Source organism: Gilliamella sp. G0441 (genome assembly GCF_050589305.1).
Taxonomy (GTDB): Bacteria; Pseudomonadota; Gammaproteobacteria; order Enterobacterales; family Orbaceae; genus Gilliamella.
In genome coordinates this window covers 26,583-46,501 of sequence record NZ_JBNRJF010000008.1, presented here as the reverse complement: position 1 = coordinate 46,501, position 19,919 = coordinate 26,583, and the positions used below count along the sequence as shown (strand labels likewise).

Here is a 19,919-nt window from a genome sequence, read left to right as displayed (position 1 = left end):
TCGTTAACTAAAATGTTTTTTAATGAGTTATTTCAACGAGTTTTAGACATGTAACACATTAAACGGGCGCGAGGTAACTCAAGCCCGTTTAGTTGTTTATGCAATAAAAAATAAAGGTTAATTATGGCGAAGAAAGATTATTATGAAACATTAGGCGTGAGTAAAAGTGCCAGTGAAGCTGAGATAAAAAAAGCCTATAAACGCCTAGCCATGAAATATCATCCTGACAAAAATCAGGATAATAAAGCTGAAGCAGAAGCGAAATTCAAAGAAGTTAAGGAAGCTTATGAAGTATTAACCGATTCGCAGAAGAAAGCGGCTTATGATCAATATGGTCATGCAGCCTTTGAACAAGGGCATGGCGGCGCAGGCGGCGGTGGTTTTGGTGGCTTCGGTGGTTTTGGCGGAGGTTCTGCATTTGATGATATCTTTAGTGATTTCTTTGGTGGTGGTCGTGGACGTAGTCAAACTTCCTCACGCGGTGCGGATCTGCAATATAATATCTCGTTAACACTGGAAGAAGCTGCTGCAGGCGTCAGCAAAGAGATAAAAGTACCGACTTGGGTAACTTGTGATGTATGTCACGGACAAGGAACTGAAAAAGCTTCAGATGTAATGACGTGTGAAACCTGTCATGGTGCAGGTGTTGTACAAATGCGACAAGGTTTTTTTGCTGTGCAGCAAGAGTGTCCAACCTGTCATGGTCGGGGTAAAGTAGTAAAAAATCCATGTAAAAAATGTCATGGTGAAGGACGAGTTCAGAAAACTAAAACGCTTTCTGTAACGATTCCTGCCGGAGTTGATACCGGTAGTCGTATTCGACTTTCTGGAGAAGGTGAAGCAGGTTTAAATGGCGCACCAGCTGGTGATTTATATGTTCAAATGCAAATTAAACCACATGCTATTTTTGAACGTGATGGTACTAACTTACATTGTGAAATTCCAATTAACATTGCTTTAGCATCGCTAGGTGGAGAAGTAGAAGTACCAACACTTAATGGTAAAGTAAGCTTAACTATCCCTGCTGAAACACAAACAGGTAAAGTGTTCCGCTTACGAGGTAAAGGCGTTAAATCGTTACGTGGAAGTTCAATTGGTGATCTTTATTGCCATGTGGTTGTTGAAACACCAGTTAATTTAACCAGTAAACAGAAGGAATTACTTAAAGAGTTAGGTGAAAGTTTTAAAGCCGATAAAAGCTCTAAGCACAGTCCAAAAGAGAAAAGCTTTTTTGATAAAGTGAAGAAGTTTTTTGGCTAATAATTTTCAATAATGTACAAATGGCGAGGCAGAAAATTACCTCGCCATTTTTATTTATCTAGTTCATATCAATAAACCCTCATTCTTAAATGTTTTTTTGTTAATTTTTGACAGCTAAATTTTGTGCAATATTTTGTATCAAATGTAGATAATCGATATTGTTCAAGCTTAAATTGATGTAGTATATTGAATTACATATTATTTTTATTTGTATATAATTTTAATAACTTTTATCTATAGGATTTTTTTATGTTTTTTAAAAAAATTTGGCAAAAATTGCGACCACAAAATGTAGTCATTCCTCAACAATCAACACCAGATGATAACCTCAAAATAGCTATTCAATCCTTTTGGAATGAAGTTAAACAGTCAGAACAGTCTCTTAGTGAATTGCAACCCTTAGATTTAATAGAAAAGCTCAATAACTTGTTAAGTGAAAACCAATTAGACGTTATTGCCGAAATTATGGGGGGAGAGGTAAAAAAACATAAAATTATTTTTACTGCCGAAGGTAAAATTGAACATTTTGAACTAGTAGTAGAAATTGTTAAATTAGCACCTAGTTTAGATCTATTTGAAATCGAGGCATTTCGTCAACGAGCTAATAAAATTTCTGATCTTGAAATAAATTTTAATGGTACTTCTTTTTCATTGGGGCATCAGATTTATTGATTCAATATCATGAAGATCATCGTAAAATTTCTTTGGATTTAATGTTTGCTAAACCAATCGCCAAAGATCAAATAAATTATGCACAAACATTAGCTTTAGTTATTTTGAATCATCTTTTAGGGGAATACGACTTAGCTATAAAAGTGCAATCAATTAATTTTGTCGACACAATGCCTGATTCTAATAGTATTACGGCTGAAGAGTTTGCTAAACGATTTGATAATATCTGGAAAAATGATTTAAAACACACCGGTGTTTTTCCTATTTCTGAAAGTGAAGATCAATTGTTTGTATTCGAATTGGCAAGTAAAGATGATCCTGATGATACGACCTTAGTGCAGCGTAACGAAACGGCTAATGCATTGGCTTGTGATATTAATTATGGTTATGGACTTAATCTGAGTATAAAGCTAGATTGTAAAGAGACCTTATCGTTGGTTTACGATATAGAAGATGCTATTAGCGCCGCTTTCCGTGAAAATAAGAAAGGCATTCATGCCCAAAATTCTTTACACCAAGCAACAAGAACTATGCTTTGGTATGTAGAAGATAAACATTTTGCTACTCAAATAATTCAAAATATATTAAATCAATATCAAGATCTATCAGTAAAAATTGACTGTGAGTTTGATCCTGCTTGGATGGAGTATTTAGCTTGGGTAGACTAGTTTAGAACAAAGTAATTTGTTTTTTCGTAAAAATAAACCCAGCATAAGCTGGGTTTTAATCATTCGATAATAAACTAAAATTACATTTTAGTTGTGAATGTACGAGCGATAACGTCGCGTTGTTGTTCTGCTGTTAATGAGTTAAAACGTACAGCATAACCAGAAACACGAATAGTTAATTGTGGATATTTTTCTGGGTGTTGTACAGCATCTTCAAGTGTTTCACGACGAAGTACGTTAACGTTTAAATGTTGTCCACCTTCAACTTTGATAGTTGGTGCAATATCTAAAGGAATTTCACGATATTCAAACTGACCAAGTTCAGCTGTTGGAATAACTTGATCTTCTTTATATACTGATTTAGCTGCGACACAACGCGCTTCATTAGTCGAGTCATCTAATAACCAAAAAGAATTAAGAAGTGCTGAGTTGTCAGCTTTAGTAATTTGGATACCTGTAATCATTTTAAAACCTCCTATGAGCGTTATTGCCCCTAAAATATTAGGGTTAATATAACACTTATATAATTTGATTAAAGTCAAAAAAAGCTATTAATACGATAAGCTGTACCTTTTATTTAACTTTTAGAGCACTATAGGTTATGATGAGTAAAAATGAGAATTTCTCAGCAAGATATATTCAGTAATTTTTACGGCGTGGACAAACTATGACAACACAATTAACATGGCATGATGTTATTGGTACTGAAAAAGACAAACCTTATTTTCAAAAAATCATGCAATTTGTTACCGCTGAGCGTAATAGCGGTAAAATCATTTATCCTCCTCAACACGATGTATTTAATGCATTTCGTTTTACTGCTTTTAATGACATCAAAGTTGTCATTTTAGGTCAAGATCCTTATCATGGACCGAATCAAGCACATGGACTTTCCTTTTCCGTGTTACCGGGAGTTAAACCTCCTCCTTCGTTATTAAATATTTATAAAGAGTTATCTACCGATATTCCTGGTTTTCAAATCCCTTCTCATGGTTATTTAGCATCTTGGGCGACTCAAGGGGTACTTTTGCTTAATACGGTATTAACGGTGGAAGCTGGTCAAGCTCATTCACATGCCAAAATAGGTTGGGAGACTTTTACCGATAATGTTATAGCGGCTATAGACAAACATCTTGAGGGAGTGGTGTTTCTGTTATGGGGATCACCTGCGCAAAAAAAAGGGCAATTTATTAATCGGCAAAAACATCATGTATTAACTTCTGTGCATCCTTCACCTTTATCTGCCCATCGTGGATTTTTAGGTTGTAAACATTTTTCCAAAGCTAATGATCTTATTATGCAACAAGGTAAAGCAGCTATTGACTGGCAACCTAAATTACCTTGAAATTAGACATAATTATATAAATTATTGGGTTTTTTGAAAGCGATTTAGAAGTGAAGTTAAACTAAAAATAGTCAATACGATAATGTGTTGTTAATATTCTCATCAGATTAGCTGATGAGAATAAAAAAACTTATTGAATTCCTTTAGGATTTTCCCCATATTGGTTGCTACCAGGTGTTGAATCTGTAGCTAAGTAGACTATATTCATGACAGGAACCAAAAGCCACCAACCTGGTTTGTCTGTATCGTGTAAACGGCGAACACCAGCTGATATACATGGCGCTAATAACGGTAACTCAACAATGAATACAATAAAGCTTAATGGAGCAAAGATAAAGCTTAGCAATGTTGAAACTATTGAAGCGACTACTATTATAATACACGATATTAAAATTATCATCCAATATTCTTGACGACGTGCACGTCCATTCAAATTAAAATAATTTTCTTTTGTAAAACAATTAATAAACCAATTCATCCTATTATCCTTAAAAATTTTATATTTAATATTAAAAAAACACCTTATTAAGGTGGGCGACTATTTTAATCAAAAAAATCATATAAAACAAATTTTGCATGAACTTTATTTTTTTTACATATTATTTTCTTTTTTTTATTTTATGAAGTTTAGCGATTTAAATTGAGTTTTCTCTTGCTTTTATCTATGTTAAAATCACCCCTCAGTGGTTATTTAAAGTGACCAAAATCTTTCAGCAAAATAACACTGAGGCCCCCATGAAAATAGTTGAAGTTAAACACCCTCTTGTACGTCATAAAATCGGTTTAATGCGCGAACATGATATTAGTACTAAAGACTTTCGTGCGCTTGCCAGCGAAGTTGGTAGTTTATTAACTTATGAAGCCACGGCTGACTTACCTACTGAAAAAGTGACCATTGAAGGTTGGTGTGGACCTGTTCAAATTGAGCAAATCAAAGGTAAAAAAATAACTGTAGTACCAATCCTGCGTGCCGGTTTAGGTATGATGGATGGTGTGCTTGAGCATGTGCCTAGTGCTCGTATTAGCGTCGTTGGGTTTTATCGTAATGAAGAGACCCTTGAGCCAGTCCCTTATTTTCAAAAATTAACGTCGGACATTGCGGAACGAATGGCTTTGGTTGTTGACCCTATGCTAGCAACGGGTGGTTCAATGGTGGCGACGATTGATTTATTAAAACAAGCAGGGTGTAAAAATATTAAAGTATTAGTTTTAGTGGCTGCACCTGAAGGTATCAAAACATTAGAAAAAGCCCATCCAGATGTTGAACTCTATACAGCATCCATTGATGAACGGTTAAATGAACAAGGTTACATTTTACCAGGACTTGGCGATGCTGGAGATAAGATATTCGGCACTAAATAAAATTTCATTTTTTTAAACCGGCTTAGCCGGTTTTTTTATGCATAAAAAATGAGGTTATAAGATTAAGTTGAAGTGGAGATGATCAACATGTCAAATAAAATAAATGATAAACAAAAATATAAAGCGTCACAGGAGAAAGTTGCTTGGCAAGATATTTTTACTGGTGCACAAATGCTCTTTGTTGCTTTTGGTGCGTTAGTGTTAGTGCCACTATTAACGGGTTTAAATCCTAATGTCGCATTGTTTACAGCGGGCATAGGAACGTTATTGTTTCAACTCACCACGAAAGGCAAAGTACCGGTATTTTTAGCTTCCTCATTTGCCTTTATTGCACCGATCTCATTTGGTGTAGCTCAATGGGGGATTCCTGCAACTCTGGGCGGATTGGTTGCAGCAGGATTTGTGTTTATGTTTTTTGCTTTATTAGTCAAACTAAATGGCAAACATGTTATTGATCGTATTTTACCGCCAGTGGTAACTGGCCCTATTATTATGGTCATTGGTTTATCTCTTGCACCTGTCGCAGTGGGTATGGCAATGGGTAAAGATAGTGGTCTTCAGGTTAAGGATTATCAATTAATTATGATTTCAATGGCCTCATTATTGACTACGCTGATTGTGGCAATTTGGGCAAAAGGGTTTTTCAAACTTGTTCCAATTATTGCAGGTATTGTCGTTGGTTATGTGATGTCTTGGATAATGGGTATTGTCAACTTTCAACCGGTTATTGATGCACCATGGTTTAAGATACCGGATTTCACTTTTCCTGAATTTCATTGGCAAGCTATTTTATATATGATACCTATTGTTATTGCACCAACGATTGAGCACGTTGGTGATATTATGGCGATTAGTTCTGTTACTGGCAAAGATTATACTCGTGAACCGGGATTACAACGCACACTTTTGGGGGATGGATTAGCAACTTCGACCGCAGGCTTTTTTGGTGGCCCGCCTTGTATCACTTATGCAGAAGTGATTGGGGCCGTCACCTTAACACGAAACTTCAAAACACGTGTAATGACATGGGCAGCAATTTGGGCGATTTTAATGTCATTTATTGGTAAAATTGGCGCATTTTTGAGTACTATCCCAACTGTTGTCATGGGCGGAATTATGGTGCTTTTATTTGGTTCGATTGCATCAGTAGGCATTAATATATTAATTAAACATAAAGTTGATCTTTCTGTTTCGCGCAATATGTGTATTGTTTCATTAGTGTTGGTGTTTGGTATTGGTGGGATGATTTTTGATTTTGGTTCTTACGCATTGCAAGGAATAAGTTTATGTGGCATTTTAGCTATTTTATTAAATTTAATCTTACCTTATCCGAGCAAAACAGTAAAAACTGATTAAGATTAAGATATCAGGGTTAACGAATTAATCGTTAACCCTGATAAATTAAACTAAAGAAAGGGTGTGGTATTTTCATAAAATATATCATTTATTTATCAATAAAAAGTGAGTAGACACTCACTTTTTTAGTCTCTGGTTAATGACTAATGACATGTTATTCGTCGTTTTTCTTAGTGGATAAGAAACTTATCCTATTTTTACATTGAATAAAGTTTAATTTTTAGTCCTAATTTTATCACGATGAATAACTATGTTGAGTCCCATTTCTGTGGTTGGTAAGCGATAACTTATTTAAGTTTGTAGATTTTAAGAAAATATCATTATTTTCTGTATTTTATTTATACTGATTCAATTTAAAAAAATGTTGAATTGTTGAAATACGCTTGATTAAGATGAACTCACATTTTTAGTTGCATGAAAAACATTATTCAGTTTGTATAGAAAAGTCAGTAATGGCTTACTTAATTATTAACAAATTGATAAACATAAAATATTTTACGAATTTTTGGTATGGTGGAAAGCTAAACTAGAATTATTTTTAGTTGTATAAAAGATATTTGCATTACAATAAAAAACTCACTTATTTGTTGAGATAAGTGAGTTTTCAATAGTAGAGTATCTTATTTTATTGGACGCATGGTTGGGAATAAAATGACATCACGAATAGTATGACTATTCGTAAATAACATCACCGTTCGGTCAATACCAATGCCTAATCCAGCTGTCGGCGGTAATCCATGTTCTAAAGCCGTAATATAATCTTCATCATAGAACATTGCTTCATCATCACCGGCATCTTTTTGTGACACTTGATCAGCAAAACGTTGAGCTTGGTCTTCCGCATCGTTAAGTTCTGAGAAGCCGTTGCCAATTTCACGCCCACCAATAAAGAACTCGAATCGGTCTGTAACAAATGGATTTTCATCGTTTCGACGAGCCAGTGGTGATACTTCAGCAGGATATTCGGTAATAAATGTCGGTTGAATCAGATTGGCTTCAGCAACCTCTTCAAAAATTTCAGTCACAACTCGACCAAGTCCCCAACCTTTTTCTACTTTGATACCTACTGCATTAGCAATAGCACATGCTTTATCAAAATCATCCAAATCAGCATTATTGGTTTCTGGACGATAATGACAAATAGCTTCACGCATTGTCATTTTAATAAATGGTTTACCAAAATCGAAGGAATGTTCACCATATTGAACAACGGTATTACCCGTTACAGCGATTGCCAGACGACGGAATAATGCTTCAGTTAGCACAATCAAATCTTTATAATCGGCATACGCCATATACATTTCCATCATGGTAAATTCTGGATTATGTCTTGGCGATACCCCTTCATTACGGAAGTTACGATTAATTTCAAAGACACGCTCAAAACCACCGACAACCAGACGTTTTAAGTAAAGTTCTGGTGCGATACGTAAGTACATATCTAAATCAAGGGCATTATGATGCGTAATAAAAGGTTTCGCTGACGCCCCACCAGGAATAACTTGCATCATCGGTGTTTCAACTTCCATAAAGTGATTTTCAAGCATGAAATTGCGAATTTCAGTTACCACTTTTGAACGAGCGATAAATGTATTTCTCGATTCTTCATTTGTGATGAGATCCAAGTAGCGTTGACGATAACGCATTTCTTGATCTGCAAGACCATGGAATTTATCCGGTAATGGACGAAGTGCTTTAGTTAATAAGCGAATTTCTTCACAGTGAATAGAAAGTTCGCCAGTTTTAGTTTTAAATAAATAACCTTTAGCACCGACAATATCCCCTAAATCCCATTTTTTAAATTGCTCGTTGTAGTAATTTTCGGGAAGATCATCACGCGTTACATAAAGTTGAATTTGCCCAGCAACGTCTTGTAAAGAGACAAAAGAAGCTTTACCCATTATACGGCGCATCATCATTCGACCGGCAACAGTGACAGTAATTTTATTCTCAATTAATTCTTCGTTGGTTTTATCGTCATACAATTTATGAAGATCACTTGAAATAGCATCACGACGAAAGTCATTTGGGAAAGCAATGCCTTGCTCGCGAATATTTGCTAGTTTTTCACGACGTATAGTTAGCTCGTTATTTAACTCTTCAATATGGTTTTGTTGCTCTTGCTGTGTTGACATAATTTTACCTTTTATTTATCACCAAGCAGTTTATAAACCTGCTTTTAAGCTTTCTTCAATAAATTGATCTAAATCACCGTCTAAAACGGCCTGAGTGTTGCGTGTTTCAACGCCGGTACGCAAATCTTTGATTCTTGAATCATCAAGCACATAAGAACGGATTTGACTACCCCAACCGATATCCGATTTGTTCTCTTCCATCTGTTTCTTTTCAGCATTTTTCTTCAGCATTTCAAGCTCATACAGTTTCGCTTTTAACTGTTTCATTGCTTGATCTTTATTACTATGCTGAGAACGATTATTTTGACACTGGGTAACAATTCCCGTTGGTATATGTGTAATTCGAACAGCAGATTCGGTTTTATTGACATGCTGTCCACCAGCACCTGATGCCCGATAGACATCAATACGAAGATCGGCAGGATTGATATCGATATCAATATTATCATCAATTTCTGGATAGACAAAAACAGAAGCAAATGATGTATGACGGCGATTACCCGAATCAAAAGGACTTTTTCGTACCAAACGATGGACGCCCGTTTCGGTACGTAACCAACCGTAAGCATAGTCGCCTGTTACTTTAATGGTCGCCGATTTAATTCCTGCAACATCGCCATCAGATACTTCCATGACTTCTGTTGTAAACCCTTTAGATTCTGCCCAGCGTAAATACATTCGCAGTAACATTTCAGCCCAATCTTGTGCTTCAGTCCCCCCAGAACCTGACTGAATATCTAAATAACAATCTGCGCTATCGTAATCGCCTGAAAACATTCGACGAAACTCTAGCCCAGCCAGTTTTTTTTCTAACTGTTCAAGCTCTAGATTTGCTTCATCAAACGTATCTTGATCGTCGGCTTCAATGGCAAGTTCAAGCAAACCTTCAACATCGTCAAGGCCTTGAGTTAAAGAATCTATTGTATTGATGATTTCATCAAGCGTTACCCGCTCTTTGCCTAACGCTTGTGCTTTTTCGGGATCTGCCCAGACTTCAGATTGTTCTAATTCGGCATTAACTTCTTCAAGTCGCTCTTTTTTTAAATCATAGTCAAAGATACCCCCGAATCACATCAGTGCGCTCGGTAAGTTCGGCTATTTTGGATTTTATCGGATTAATTTCAAACATGTATTATTTAGTTCGGTTTTGCGATTTTCAATTAATCGCCCATTGTAGCGGATTTAAGTATAATTTAGCAATTGCCAATTTGCAGATACGATGATTGGTAAATAATACCAATAAATAAAAATGACGCATTAAGCGTCATTGATAATTGAGTAACTATACTAAAAACAGTTATTTTTTTGCTTGAGCGTATAACTCAGCAACTTTATCCCAGTTAATTACATTCCAAAATGCACCAATATAATCAACACGACGATTTTGGTATTTTAAGTAATATGCGTGTTCCCAGACATCTAATGTTAAAATAGGCGTACCTGAAACACCTGAGAATTTTTCGCCCATGACAGGAGAATCTTGGTTTGCGGTTGAAACTACTTCAAGTTTACCATTTTGTAACACTAACCAAGCCCAACCAGAACCAAAACGAGTGGCTGCTGCGTTTGAAAATTTTTCTTTGAATGCGTCTACAGAACCGAAATCTTTTTCAATAGCTGCTTTAAGTTCACCTTTAAGCTCGGTACCAACTTTAAGTAATTCCCAAAATAGGGTGTGATTAACGTGACCACCCACATTGTTTTTGATACCTGTTAGTTTATCAGCTGGCACTTTATCTAAATTTTTAAGTAAAGTTTCAGGACATAATTCTTTAAGTTCTGCCGGTAAAGTCTCTAAGAGCGCATTTGCATTATTGACATAAGTTTGATGATGTTTGTCATGATGAAGATGCATCGTTTCCGAGTCAATATACGGTTCTAATGCGTCATAAGCATAAGGTAGAGGTGCAAGAGTGTAAGCCATGAAGATACTCCTTTCAAAAATTTGATATTCGTTATTGCTGTATTTTACAGAGTATACGGTCAAATTGCTTATCTCACAATCTATTGTTTGAATAGTTCAGAACTATTTAACGATTGGATAATCAATAAATCAAATTGTCTAATTGACAAAGCCCTCCGCCAATATCTTTCCCAATCTTACTATCATGCAAAGAAAGACCTTCTAAAAAACTTACGATTTTCCATCAGTTAATTTTACGTTTTAAGATAAAATACTCTTCACCTAATTTTAACCTCAATTTACTTCGTTTTTCGGGGTTGTCTACTTTTAATATTTTGCATAATTTCGAACAACCAACCATGAACGATAATCTAATTTAATTTGTGGAAGCAGACAGATAGTATTGACTCAGCTTATCCAAAAAAACAAAGAGTTTATAATTCATTTTACTATAATCATGTAGGCGTAATTTTTCCTCTGTATCAACAAAACGATATTTAGCCGCTTGACTAAGGTCATTTTGCGAATGGGCAATCAACTTTTCAACTACCTCATGGGTTAACTCCATATGACATTGGAAACCATAAACCAATTTGCCATAAGCAATAATTTGCCGAGGACAGCCTTCACTATAAGCAATGATTTGCGCATTTTGCGTTAAACCTGGCATATCATTGTGCCAGTGACCTACTGCTAGCGTATCGCCGAAATGAGAAAAAAGCGGATTTTTTTTGCCTGCTTCCGTTAAGGTAATGGGGAATTTACCGATCTCTTTTTCAGGACTATGCTCGAAATGAGCACCTAGCGCTTCACCAATTAATTGGGAACCAAGACAAACGCCAATCACGATTTTATTCGCTTTAATTGCTGATAAAATGAAGGTTTGTTCTGCTAATGAATCAAAATGGGCACACTCTTGTTTCGTTGTAGCAGGGGATTGTGGGCCGCCCATAATAATAAGAAAATCAATATTATCTATCCTTTCAGGAAGTGGCTCGCCCAGATAAACTCTTGAATAGGTAACCGTATGAAGATGTAACTTAGCCCATTGTTCATAAGCACCTGGTGCTTCAAACTCTTCATGAAGAATAAAATGGATATGCATGGATAAAAATTTCCTTTCTTATTAATTTAACAATAACATTATAGATAAATTTTGAACATTGAAAGTGTTATCAAAAGTATTATGGGTCACAATTTTTTTAAAATATTATTAACCATTTTACTTTAAACACAATATTAAAATTTGAAAAGGAGTGTAATTTGTCGGAAATAAAAAACCTGCTATAAGCAGGTTTTAATGATTCGGTAAGTTGGCTCCTCCAACTGGACTTGAACCAGTGACATACGGATTAACAGTCCGCCGTTCTACCGACTGAACTATGGAGGAACCGAAATGTAGCGCGCATATTATAGATTAAATGGCGCTATGTCAATAGTTAAATTGTATTAAATGCTTTTTCGATTTAATAACATCCCTTTATTTTATTCAAGTGTTAGGATTGTCTTGAATAATTTCGTTTGCCTTAAGAGTTGTTGAGGATGAGATCCAAGCTGTTGTTCTGGGATCTTCTCTTTTAACGAATGATAATAATCGATCCAATAAGGTAAAACTTGATGGGTCGTTAAATCTCTAAAATTCATCGGATATAAAGCAAAATAACTCTCATTGTGTTCGTTTCGAAAAGCGTAGGTAATGAGTTCACTGCAATAAAGTCCAGCTGTATTTGGACGAAAGCTAGGGTTGTAAGGTAGACCAATACATGTTTTTGCTCGCTTAATGGCATTTTCAATCAACCCTAAATTATCAATTCGACCAATGATATTAAATTGTGCTGCATCGATAAAATGCGTCAGCGTTTGGTCAATGACCCCGTGTTTGGGTGTTGCCTCAATAACGATATTATTTCCAATATATAAACCTACATGATTGATATTATTGGTTAAGTCATCCAAGTTACGTGTTGCACCTGAACAGGTGACCGCATCATTAAAGTCATTAACCTCGTTCAGACACTGGAAAATAATATCGCCTTTTTTTAAATCAGTGATTTTTAGCACGGTAACGCCATAAAAGGAACATGACTGAAGTTGCTATGATAAACTTAAGTGCATCAACTCCTGCAAAAGGGAGATATCCGAGTTTTATTGCCTCAATGAGGCTAATATGTAAATAACCAGCTAAATAAAGAACGCCAAATACAAAGATTAATTGATGTGCACAACCAAAAGTAATTAAACCGATAATAAAGTGGCGATCATAACCTTTTTCAGCAGCAAAACCTGCTAAATAAGCACTAAATAGATATCCATATAAGTATCCAGCAGAAGGCGATGTTAGTGCTATAAAACCAGCGCTACCATTAGCAAATAAAGGTAAACCTATTGCGCCTAAAAATAGGTATTGAATGATTGTTATAGTACCTAATTTACGCCCTAAACAAGCTCCGATAAGTAGTACTACTAAGGATTGCAAAGTAAAGGGCACGGGATAAGTTGGAATACTGATATTAGCTGCAAGTCCTAAAAGTAATGCCGCGCAGGTTGTTACTGACAGTTTACGTTGCCAAGATGATAAGTTAAATAGTGTTGAAATATATGTTGGATAATACGATATAACTTGTTGTTTCATAATTATGCTCTCTTTTTTGAATCTCATGACCGATAGCTTGATAAGCAATAATAACGAAACAATTTAAGTTGTAAACTATTTTTTAGTTAAATAGTTTACTTATTATGTTTTTTGGTGAGCAGAGGATATCATCACACTATATTGCAATAAGTGTGATGAAAGATATTCGATTAAGCTAAAAAGGGATTATTGATACGCTCATGACCAAAGCTAGACATAGGGCCATGTCCAGGAACAAAAATGAAATCATCACCAAGTGGTAATAATTTATGTTTAATTGAAGAAATCAAATCGGCATGATTGCCTCTCGGAAAATCCGTTCTTCCTATACTACCGTTAAATAACACATCACCAACAAAAGCGATTTTATCAGGATGATTAATAAAAACGATATGACCGGGTGTATGACCTGGGCAATAAAGTACATCGAGTGAAATATTGCCGACTTTGATTTTATCTCCTTCTTTTAACCAATAATCCGGTAAAAAGGGTTCAATATAAGGAAAACCAAATTGAATACATTGCTGAGGTAATCCACTAAATAAAAATTCATCTTCTTGATTTGAGCCGATGATTTTTACATCATAATGTTTTGCTAATTCTACAGCCGCGCCAACGTGATCCAAATGTCCATGCGTTAATAGGATTTGTTTAATATTCACGCCCAGTTTTTCCACGGCTTTTTTCAGTAATTCGGGTTCACCACCTGGATCGATAAAGGCTGCTTCCTTTGTTTCATCACACCAAATAATGCTACAATTTTCCTGAAAAGCAGTAACCGGAATGATTTGGTATTGAAACATATTGTTATCTCCTTGTTTCTTGATGATGAGCGGTTAAGTTTTGCCCATCTTGTTTTTTTAAAGCTGCAAACACAATGCTAGAAAGTATTGTGATAATTCCTAATATCATAAAAGTAATTTGAAAAGACTTAATGGTAGCGGTTTCCTCACCGACTAACCTAACAAGCACAGCACCTAAGGCGATACCGAAGCTAATAGCAAGTTGCTGGTTTACCGCCATTAAACTATTCCCACTACTGGTTGTTTCACCTTGTAAATCAGCTAAAGTGATACTGTTCATTGCCGTAAATTGTAATGAATTGGTACAACCAATGCAAAAAAGTAATAGACACATCAGGATGATCGGGGTGGATAAACTTAATTGTGACATTAATAAAATGAACGTTCCAGCCAATATAGTATTGCCAATCAAGACGTTTCGATACCCTAATTTAGCTAAAATTGTAGGAATAAACGATTTAATTGCCATTGAAGCTAACGCCATAGGAATTAATATCATTCCTGCTTCAATTGCTGAATAACCAAAGCCAACTTGTAATAGTAATGGAATTAAAAAAGGAACCCCTGAAATACCTAATCGACTAATCAAATTACCGATAATACCGATTTTAAAAGTGCGAATACTAAATAAAGATAATGGGAATAGAGGGGTGGTTGCTTTTTGAGCGTAGAATCGGTAACCAAACAGAAAGATTAAACTTATTATTGCCAAAAATAGTGAAATATAACTACTTTGTCCCTCACTTAGCAGCTCCAAACTTAACGTGGCACTAATAAATGTTATGGCAATAATAACAAAGCCCCAAAAATCAAAATAGATGCGTTCACCTTTAAGGTTTGGCATATATTTCCAAGCAATAATGATCCCGGCAATACCAACAGGGATATTGATTAAAAATACCCAATGCCAACTAATCATTTCAGCTAAATATCCGCCAAGAACAGGGCCAATTACAGGGCCTACCAGTCCTAAAATGGATGAGGTATTTAGCGCTGATAAAAATTCATTACGCCGATAAGATTTAATTAAGACTAATCTGGAAACAGGTACCATCATTGAACCGCCAATACCTTGTATAACCCTCGAAATATCCATAAAAATAAGAGTATTTGATAGGGCACAAGACAGCGATCCCGCTGTAAAAAGAAACACGGCAGTCACAAAAACATTTTTTGTTCCAAAGCGATCGGACAATAAACCACTAATCGGAATAAACAATGCTAAAGTTAATGCATAACAGATTACCGCTGATTGCATATTTAAGGGGGATTCATGGAGATCTTTAGCAATCGAGGGGAGTGCCGTATTTAAAATTGATGTATCGAGTGATTGCATTAAAAATGCGACTGCCGCAATCCACGGCAACATTCGATATACCATAGGGGATAATTGAATATCATTGCTCATTATAGTAATTACCTATTATTGTTGCGATGATAGTTTTAAGGCTATCAATAAGATGATAGAAGACAATTTATCTCATATTACCTCGAAACGACTTTGTCGTCGATGAAATAAACCAGAAAGCATAATTTATTTAAGTTTTCTTTACAGTGAATTGGTGATACTCGTCTGTTTGGATTTGATTGGTCTATCTCATCAATAATTGGCAAGTAATAGATAACGATTACGCATTGTGTAATATTCATAATGAAATTACGCCGGTAAGAGACACAATCGCAAAGTTTAAAAAACGATTTTAAGCAGTCAAAAAAACCGGCCTTGTATCGCTAATGTTTGACGGTGATAATCCACATATAATTATAAAGCTATTTATAATCAATGCTTCAATGCTTTTTGATTGATTCGACTAAATAACGTTAAGGTATTAGATAAGATTGTACGAAGTATTTCTGGTTGAGGTTCTTTGCGTAACTGACTTAAAACATGAAATATTTCAATGAGATATTCTGGACGATTAATTTGACCTTGTCGACCACTTAATGGCATATCGGGGGCGTCGGTTTCAAGTACAAGACTTTCTAAAGGCAGTTGGGCAATGGTTTGGCGAGTTTTATTAGCGCGTGAGTAACTTATCACTCCCCCGACACCAATATAATAACCGAGTTTCACAAATTGCATCGCTTGTTGATAACTGCCTGAAAATCCATGTATGACACCCCGACAAGGTAAATTTGCTTGATGAAGTTCGTGATACATAATGTCATGCGTTTTACGAGAATGAATCAAAACGGGTAAATCATATTTTTTAGCCAAGGTAAGCTGGGAACGAAAATAAAATAGTTGTTGTTGCCAATCAACGGTAAGATTGTATTTATCCAGACCAATTTCGCCCATTGCTACTAATTTTTTGGGGTTTTTATTAATAATATCGGATAATTTTTCTAAATCTGATTCTGTGTGTTGATAAATGGGATGTAAACCAAGCGCTGCATAAACTTCATTATATTGTTCGGCAAGGTGTAATATTGTATGAAAATGATTCGCAGAGACAGCTGGCACAATGAGCGCATCAATTTTTGCTTGCTGTATTTTGTCGATAGAATTAGTGATATCTGCGGTAAAAATCGGAAAATCAAAATGACAATGTGTATCAATAAACATAATGCCTCCTATTTTACCTTTTCTTGATGTAATAAAATGGGTAATAAAAATTGTCGAGCCGAATAAATAATCTGCTCAATAAGTGGATTGGTTAATTCAGGATATAATCGGGCATAATAATTATCACATTCTGCTGAATTGAATCCCCCTCCTTGCCAAGTGTTTTTAAGTTGATTGATAGCTTTTTGACTGATTTCAATCTCATTTGTTTTAGAATTATACGCGGATACTAACCAATTCCATGCACTTTGAATTGGGAAGAGTAACGGTTGATTAATACCTTGCAAATAGCCTTCGATTAAAGTTGTTAAAATAATTTGTGCTTGCTCAGGGTTTAAATATTCGAAACGCCATTCACTCTCTTCCCGACCATAGATGCGACTATAGCTATTCGTGTTTTCAGGATTGGAGATGCAATAAATAAGATGATCGATCCATAATGTCATGCCATCACGGATCGAAAGTTTCGATGGTCGCCATGTTAAAATTCCATCCTCTTGAACATGGGTTAACCAGCCTTGCAGTATGTAATGTTGTCCATTAGCAAAAAGGGTTAAATTGACCTCTTCGGCAGTTTGTATCAGGCGTTCTTGGCAGATTTTATTCGCTAACGATTGCATGGATTCATTTTGTTCATCATAAATAATCTGACCAAAGGCGCCGTCTGGTAACTCGCCGGTTAATGCTAATCGATGATACAAATCTGATTCTTGGATAGTGTGATCAATCAATTGATTTAAAATTTTTACATTAAGCTGGTATCGTTCAAAATTATCCAGATTAAAATTTTCAGCATCCGGTAAAGTATCATCAAGATAATTAATATAGAAATTGAATCGTTTTTGTAAAAAAAATCGTATGGAGTGTTGATAGAATCGTTTTAATTCATCAAGACTAATGTTATCAATCGTCATCGCCGAAATATCACTAATGAAGGATTGACTTTCACCTTGCTGTTGTGCTGCCGGTAGCCATTCATTGGCATAGCTTTTAGGCGGATTTAAATAATTTTGAGGATTAAATGGTGTGCGCGTATGGATGACACGTAAATTATCGAAACCGTTTGTATTATCTTTGGTATTATCATAGTATTGAACGATATAATCCCATAACTCATCAATTAATACTGACGGATAACGTTCAGTATTATCTTTAATTTCTCGCCCAATATAACTCATGTAGAGTTGTTTTTGAGCCGATAAAATTGCTTCTAAAAAGAGATATCGATCATCTGTGCGACGACTTCGATCCCCTCGTCTTGGGTACTGAGCAATCAAATCAAAATCAAGCGGTAGCGATGTTCTAGGATAATCACCATCGTTCATACCTAATAAACATACCACTTTAAAGGGAATCGAACGCATTGGCATCATAGTACAAAAATTGATTTTGCCCACTAAAAAGCGATGAGCTAAATGATTTTGTTCTAAACGTGATTGCATCGCATCATGTAAAATAGTCATCGATATGTTATCCGCAAAATTTGCTAACAATCCACTGTCAATCAGCTTTTGCCACTCATCTTGAATCATCAATAAAATAGATTCACGTTGTTCATTACTAATAAAAAAATCATTGAGTAATTCAAGGCAACAACTTTGCCATTCAACTAATGGTTTGGCTTGACTTAACAATGTTGACCATTTACGGACTATACTAATAAATTCAGCTAATTGACCAATAAGTTCAGCATCCAAACCAGTCGCACCATCATACGGGAGTATTTGCTGCCAGCTTCCTTGCTCACTGCTCATCGTATAACCAAGCAACAAACGTTCAAGTCCAAATAACCAACTATGGGCATTTTCAAGACCAAAACGAATACCCGATTCAATGATCCATGTCCTTAAAAGCGTTAATTGTGATTCATTGATCGAAAATTTTTCCGAAATTGCTGGTATCTCCAGTAAATTAAACAACTCTTCTGCCGTAAATCGACTTTGAGGAAAATTTAAAATCGCAAAAAATGCTTGCACAATGGGATCAATATTTCGAGCTTTCTGATCGGAAATAGTGAAAGGTAGATAACGTTGACCTTCAGCATTATCAAAAACGGCACGAATATAAGGGATGTATTTATCAATATCTGAAACCATCACAATGCAATCACGTAACTCTATGGTTGGATCAGCATCAAAGACAGATAGTAAATAGTCATAGAGTACTTCGACCTCACGCTGTTCGCTATGGCATGCATGAAACGAAATTGATTTATCGGTTGAGTCAATGTGAAGTGCAGTTTTATCTGACGGATATAGCTCCAGTATATCTTGCTGAATAGCATGTAATAAACAAGTGCGATCGTGATCAGCAAACACATCAATATCTTGTTTGTTTTGGAATTCCTGTAATAAAAACAGACAATCCCGACCTAGTTTTCCCCATGACGTTAAGAGTGGATTTGGAGTTTTATCGGGTGTATTTTGTATGTCAGTTAGCTGTTTTTCGACAATATCTCCCCAATACCATTTGCAAGGATTGTTAAACATTAAATGTACATCGATATGTTTTCCAAGTGCTGAGAGTAGCGAAAGATAAATGGGTGGAAGGGAAGTAATACCAAAAATAAAAATACGGTCGGGTAACGTATTTAACCGTTTTTTATCAAAATGGTCATCCAGTAGGATATCAAGCATTTGCTGGTAGATATTTGCACGGTGATACGGCTGACTAATGGCTATTAATTGTCTCCACAGCTCCGCTTGCCAAATTTCATCGGGATGATGATTTAATTCGACCACGGTTTTATTCGATTCCCATTTTGCTAGCCAGTCAGGGCGATAAACTAAGTACTGATCGTATAAACGAGCAATACGTGTTGCCAGTTGATATAACTTTCTTTCTGTTTTATCTATATTGAGATAATGTTTGAGTGCGCTAAATTCCTGCTTATCAATGAGTTGAGGCAGCAAATAAAATAGACGCCAAGTCATGGCTTCAGGATTAAAACTGTTTTCAATTGGCGAATCGGGTAATAAAGCTTGATAAACTTGCCAGATAAACTGAGTTGGATAAGGAAAAGCAATGTTTGCCACAATACCGAGTGCATCTGCAAGCTCGATCTGCAACCATTGCGCCATGCCTTGGCTTTGCACGATCACCATATCGGGCATGAACACATTTTCTAATGGTTGTCTTTGCATCAATTCACTCACCAATGATTTGAGCAGATCGACTTGATTTGAATGATAAACGGTAAACATAGTCGCTTTTATGT

18 protein-coding genes and 1 tRNA gene are annotated in these 19,919 nt (G+C 35.7%); 6 read left to right on the top strand and 13 right to left on the bottom strand.

Features of this window, described 5'->3' with window-relative positions; translation table 11 throughout:
• Window positions 1-123 precede the first annotated feature (123 nt).
• The 3 genes from dnaJ to ACKJXD_RS08185 all read left to right on the top strand — a co-directional run bounded on the left by dnaJ (window position 124) and on the right by ACKJXD_RS08185 (window position 2,600).
• The gene (gene dnaJ / locus ACKJXD_RS08195) at window positions 124-1,260 is read left to right on the top strand and encodes a molecular chaperone DnaJ (RefSeq protein ID WP_220216276.1); all 1,137 of its coding nucleotides are present in this window, start codon (window positions 124-126) and stop codon (window positions 1,258-1,260) included.
• A gap of 249 nt (window positions 1,261-1,509) precedes the next feature.
• Window positions 1,510-1,932: a hypothetical protein gene (locus tag ACKJXD_RS08190; protein WP_430876033.1), complete on the top strand. Its 423-nt coding sequence runs from the start codon at window positions 1,510-1,512 to the stop codon at window positions 1,930-1,932.
• Window positions 1,929-2,600, top strand: a complete 672-nt coding sequence (locus ACKJXD_RS08185; RefSeq protein ID WP_430876032.1) for a DUF695 domain-containing protein — start codon at window positions 1,929-1,931, stop codon at window positions 2,598-2,600. Before ACKJXD_RS08190 ends, ACKJXD_RS08185 begins: the two co-directional genes overlap by 4 nt.
• A gap of 80 nt (window positions 2,601-2,680) precedes the next feature.
• On the opposite strand, the gene grcA is transcribed toward ACKJXD_RS08185, so the two are convergent.
• Complete coding sequence (gene grcA / locus ACKJXD_RS08180) at window positions 2,681-3,064, bottom strand: autonomous glycyl radical cofactor GrcA (RefSeq protein ID WP_220216278.1); 384 nt, start codon at window positions 3,062-3,064, stop codon at window positions 2,681-2,683.
• 203 nt (window positions 3,065-3,267) lie between these two features.
• Here grcA and ung point away from each other — a divergent pair, with 203 nt between their 5' ends.
• Complete coding sequence (gene ung, locus ACKJXD_RS08175; protein ID WP_430876031.1) at window positions 3,268-3,945, top strand: uracil-DNA glycosylase; 678 nt, start codon at window positions 3,268-3,270, stop codon at window positions 3,943-3,945.
• A 130-nt stretch (window positions 3,946-4,075) separates the two neighbouring features.
• On the opposite strand, the gene ACKJXD_RS08170 is transcribed toward ung, so the two are convergent.
• Window positions 4,076-4,423, bottom strand: coding sequence for a DUF805 domain-containing protein (locus ACKJXD_RS08170; RefSeq protein WP_220216280.1), 348 nt, complete (start codon window positions 4,421-4,423; stop codon window positions 4,076-4,078).
• Window positions 4,424-4,680: 257 nt separating this feature from the next.
• Between ACKJXD_RS08170 and upp the strand changes: the two genes are divergently transcribed.
• Both upp and ACKJXD_RS08160 read left to right on the top strand, forming a co-directional pair.
• Window positions 4,681-5,307, top strand: coding sequence for a uracil phosphoribosyltransferase (gene upp, locus ACKJXD_RS08165; RefSeq protein WP_065558519.1), 627 nt, complete (start codon window positions 4,681-4,683; stop codon window positions 5,305-5,307).
• Window positions 5,308-5,394: 87 nt separating this feature from the next.
• Window positions 5,395-6,663, top strand: a complete 1,269-nt coding sequence (locus tag ACKJXD_RS08160; RefSeq protein WP_220216281.1) for a uracil-xanthine permease family protein — start codon at window positions 5,395-5,397, stop codon at window positions 6,661-6,663.
• Between the two features lie 620 nt (window positions 6,664-7,283).
• On the opposite strand, the gene lysS is transcribed toward ACKJXD_RS08160, so the two are convergent.
• The 11 genes from lysS to recC all read right to left on the bottom strand — a co-directional run bounded on the left by lysS (window position 7,284) and on the right by recC (window position 19,905).
• Window positions 7,284-8,798 carry a lysine--tRNA ligase gene (gene lysS / locus ACKJXD_RS08155; protein WP_430876030.1) on the bottom strand — a complete coding sequence of 505 codons (1,515 nt, stop codon included), beginning with the start codon at window positions 8,796-8,798 and terminating at the stop codon, window positions 7,284-7,286.
• Between the two features lie 30 nt (window positions 8,799-8,828).
• A protein-coding gene (gene prfB / locus ACKJXD_RS08150) for a peptide chain release factor 2 (RefSeq protein WP_430876029.1) occupies window positions 8,829-9,927 on the bottom strand; the annotation gives its coding sequence in 2 pieces (ribosomal slippage) (window positions 8,829-9,851 and window positions 9,853-9,927; 1,098 coding nt in all).
• Between the two features lie 168 nt (window positions 9,928-10,095).
• Window positions 10,096-10,722: a Fe-Mn family superoxide dismutase gene (locus ACKJXD_RS08145; RefSeq protein WP_220216282.1), complete on the bottom strand. Its 627-nt coding sequence runs from the start codon at window positions 10,720-10,722 to the stop codon at window positions 10,096-10,098.
• Window positions 10,723-11,077: 355 nt separating this feature from the next.
• The gene (locus ACKJXD_RS08140; RefSeq protein WP_430876028.1) at window positions 11,078-11,806 is read right to left on the bottom strand and encodes a type 1 glutamine amidotransferase; all 729 of its coding nucleotides are present in this window, start codon (window positions 11,804-11,806) and stop codon (window positions 11,078-11,080) included.
• A 209-nt stretch (window positions 11,807-12,015) separates the two neighbouring features.
• Window positions 12,016-12,091: transfer RNA gene (locus ACKJXD_RS08135), tRNA-Asn, on the bottom strand.
• Window positions 12,092-12,186: 95 nt separating this feature from the next.
• Window positions 12,187-12,762, bottom strand: a complete 576-nt coding sequence (locus ACKJXD_RS08130; RefSeq protein WP_430876027.1) for a YiiX/YebB-like N1pC/P60 family cysteine hydrolase — start codon at window positions 12,760-12,762, stop codon at window positions 12,187-12,189.
• Complete coding sequence (locus ACKJXD_RS08125; RefSeq protein ID WP_220216296.1) at window positions 12,746-13,333, bottom strand: biotin transporter BioY; 588 nt, start codon at window positions 13,331-13,333, stop codon at window positions 12,746-12,748. Before ACKJXD_RS08125 ends, ACKJXD_RS08130 begins: the two co-directional genes overlap by 17 nt.
• A gap of 170 nt (window positions 13,334-13,503) precedes the next feature.
• Window positions 13,504-14,136, bottom strand: coding sequence for an MBL fold metallo-hydrolase (locus ACKJXD_RS08120; protein ID WP_430876026.1), 633 nt, complete (start codon window positions 14,134-14,136; stop codon window positions 13,504-13,506).
• A 4-nt stretch (window positions 14,137-14,140) separates the two neighbouring features.
• Window positions 14,141-15,544, bottom strand: coding sequence for an MFS transporter (locus tag ACKJXD_RS08115; RefSeq protein WP_065558527.1), 1,404 nt, complete (start codon window positions 15,542-15,544; stop codon window positions 14,141-14,143).
• 372 nt (window positions 15,545-15,916) lie between these two features.
• Window positions 15,917-16,702: a TatD family hydrolase gene (locus ACKJXD_RS08110; RefSeq protein WP_430876025.1), complete on the bottom strand. Its 786-nt coding sequence runs from the start codon at window positions 16,700-16,702 to the stop codon at window positions 15,917-15,919.
• An 8-nt stretch (window positions 16,703-16,710) separates the two neighbouring features.
• Window positions 16,711-19,905 carry an exodeoxyribonuclease V subunit gamma gene (recC, locus tag ACKJXD_RS08105; RefSeq protein WP_430876024.1) on the bottom strand — a complete coding sequence of 1,065 codons (3,195 nt, stop codon included), beginning with the start codon at window positions 19,903-19,905 and terminating at the stop codon, window positions 16,711-16,713.
• Between the last annotated feature and the right edge of the window lie 14 nt (window positions 19,906-19,919).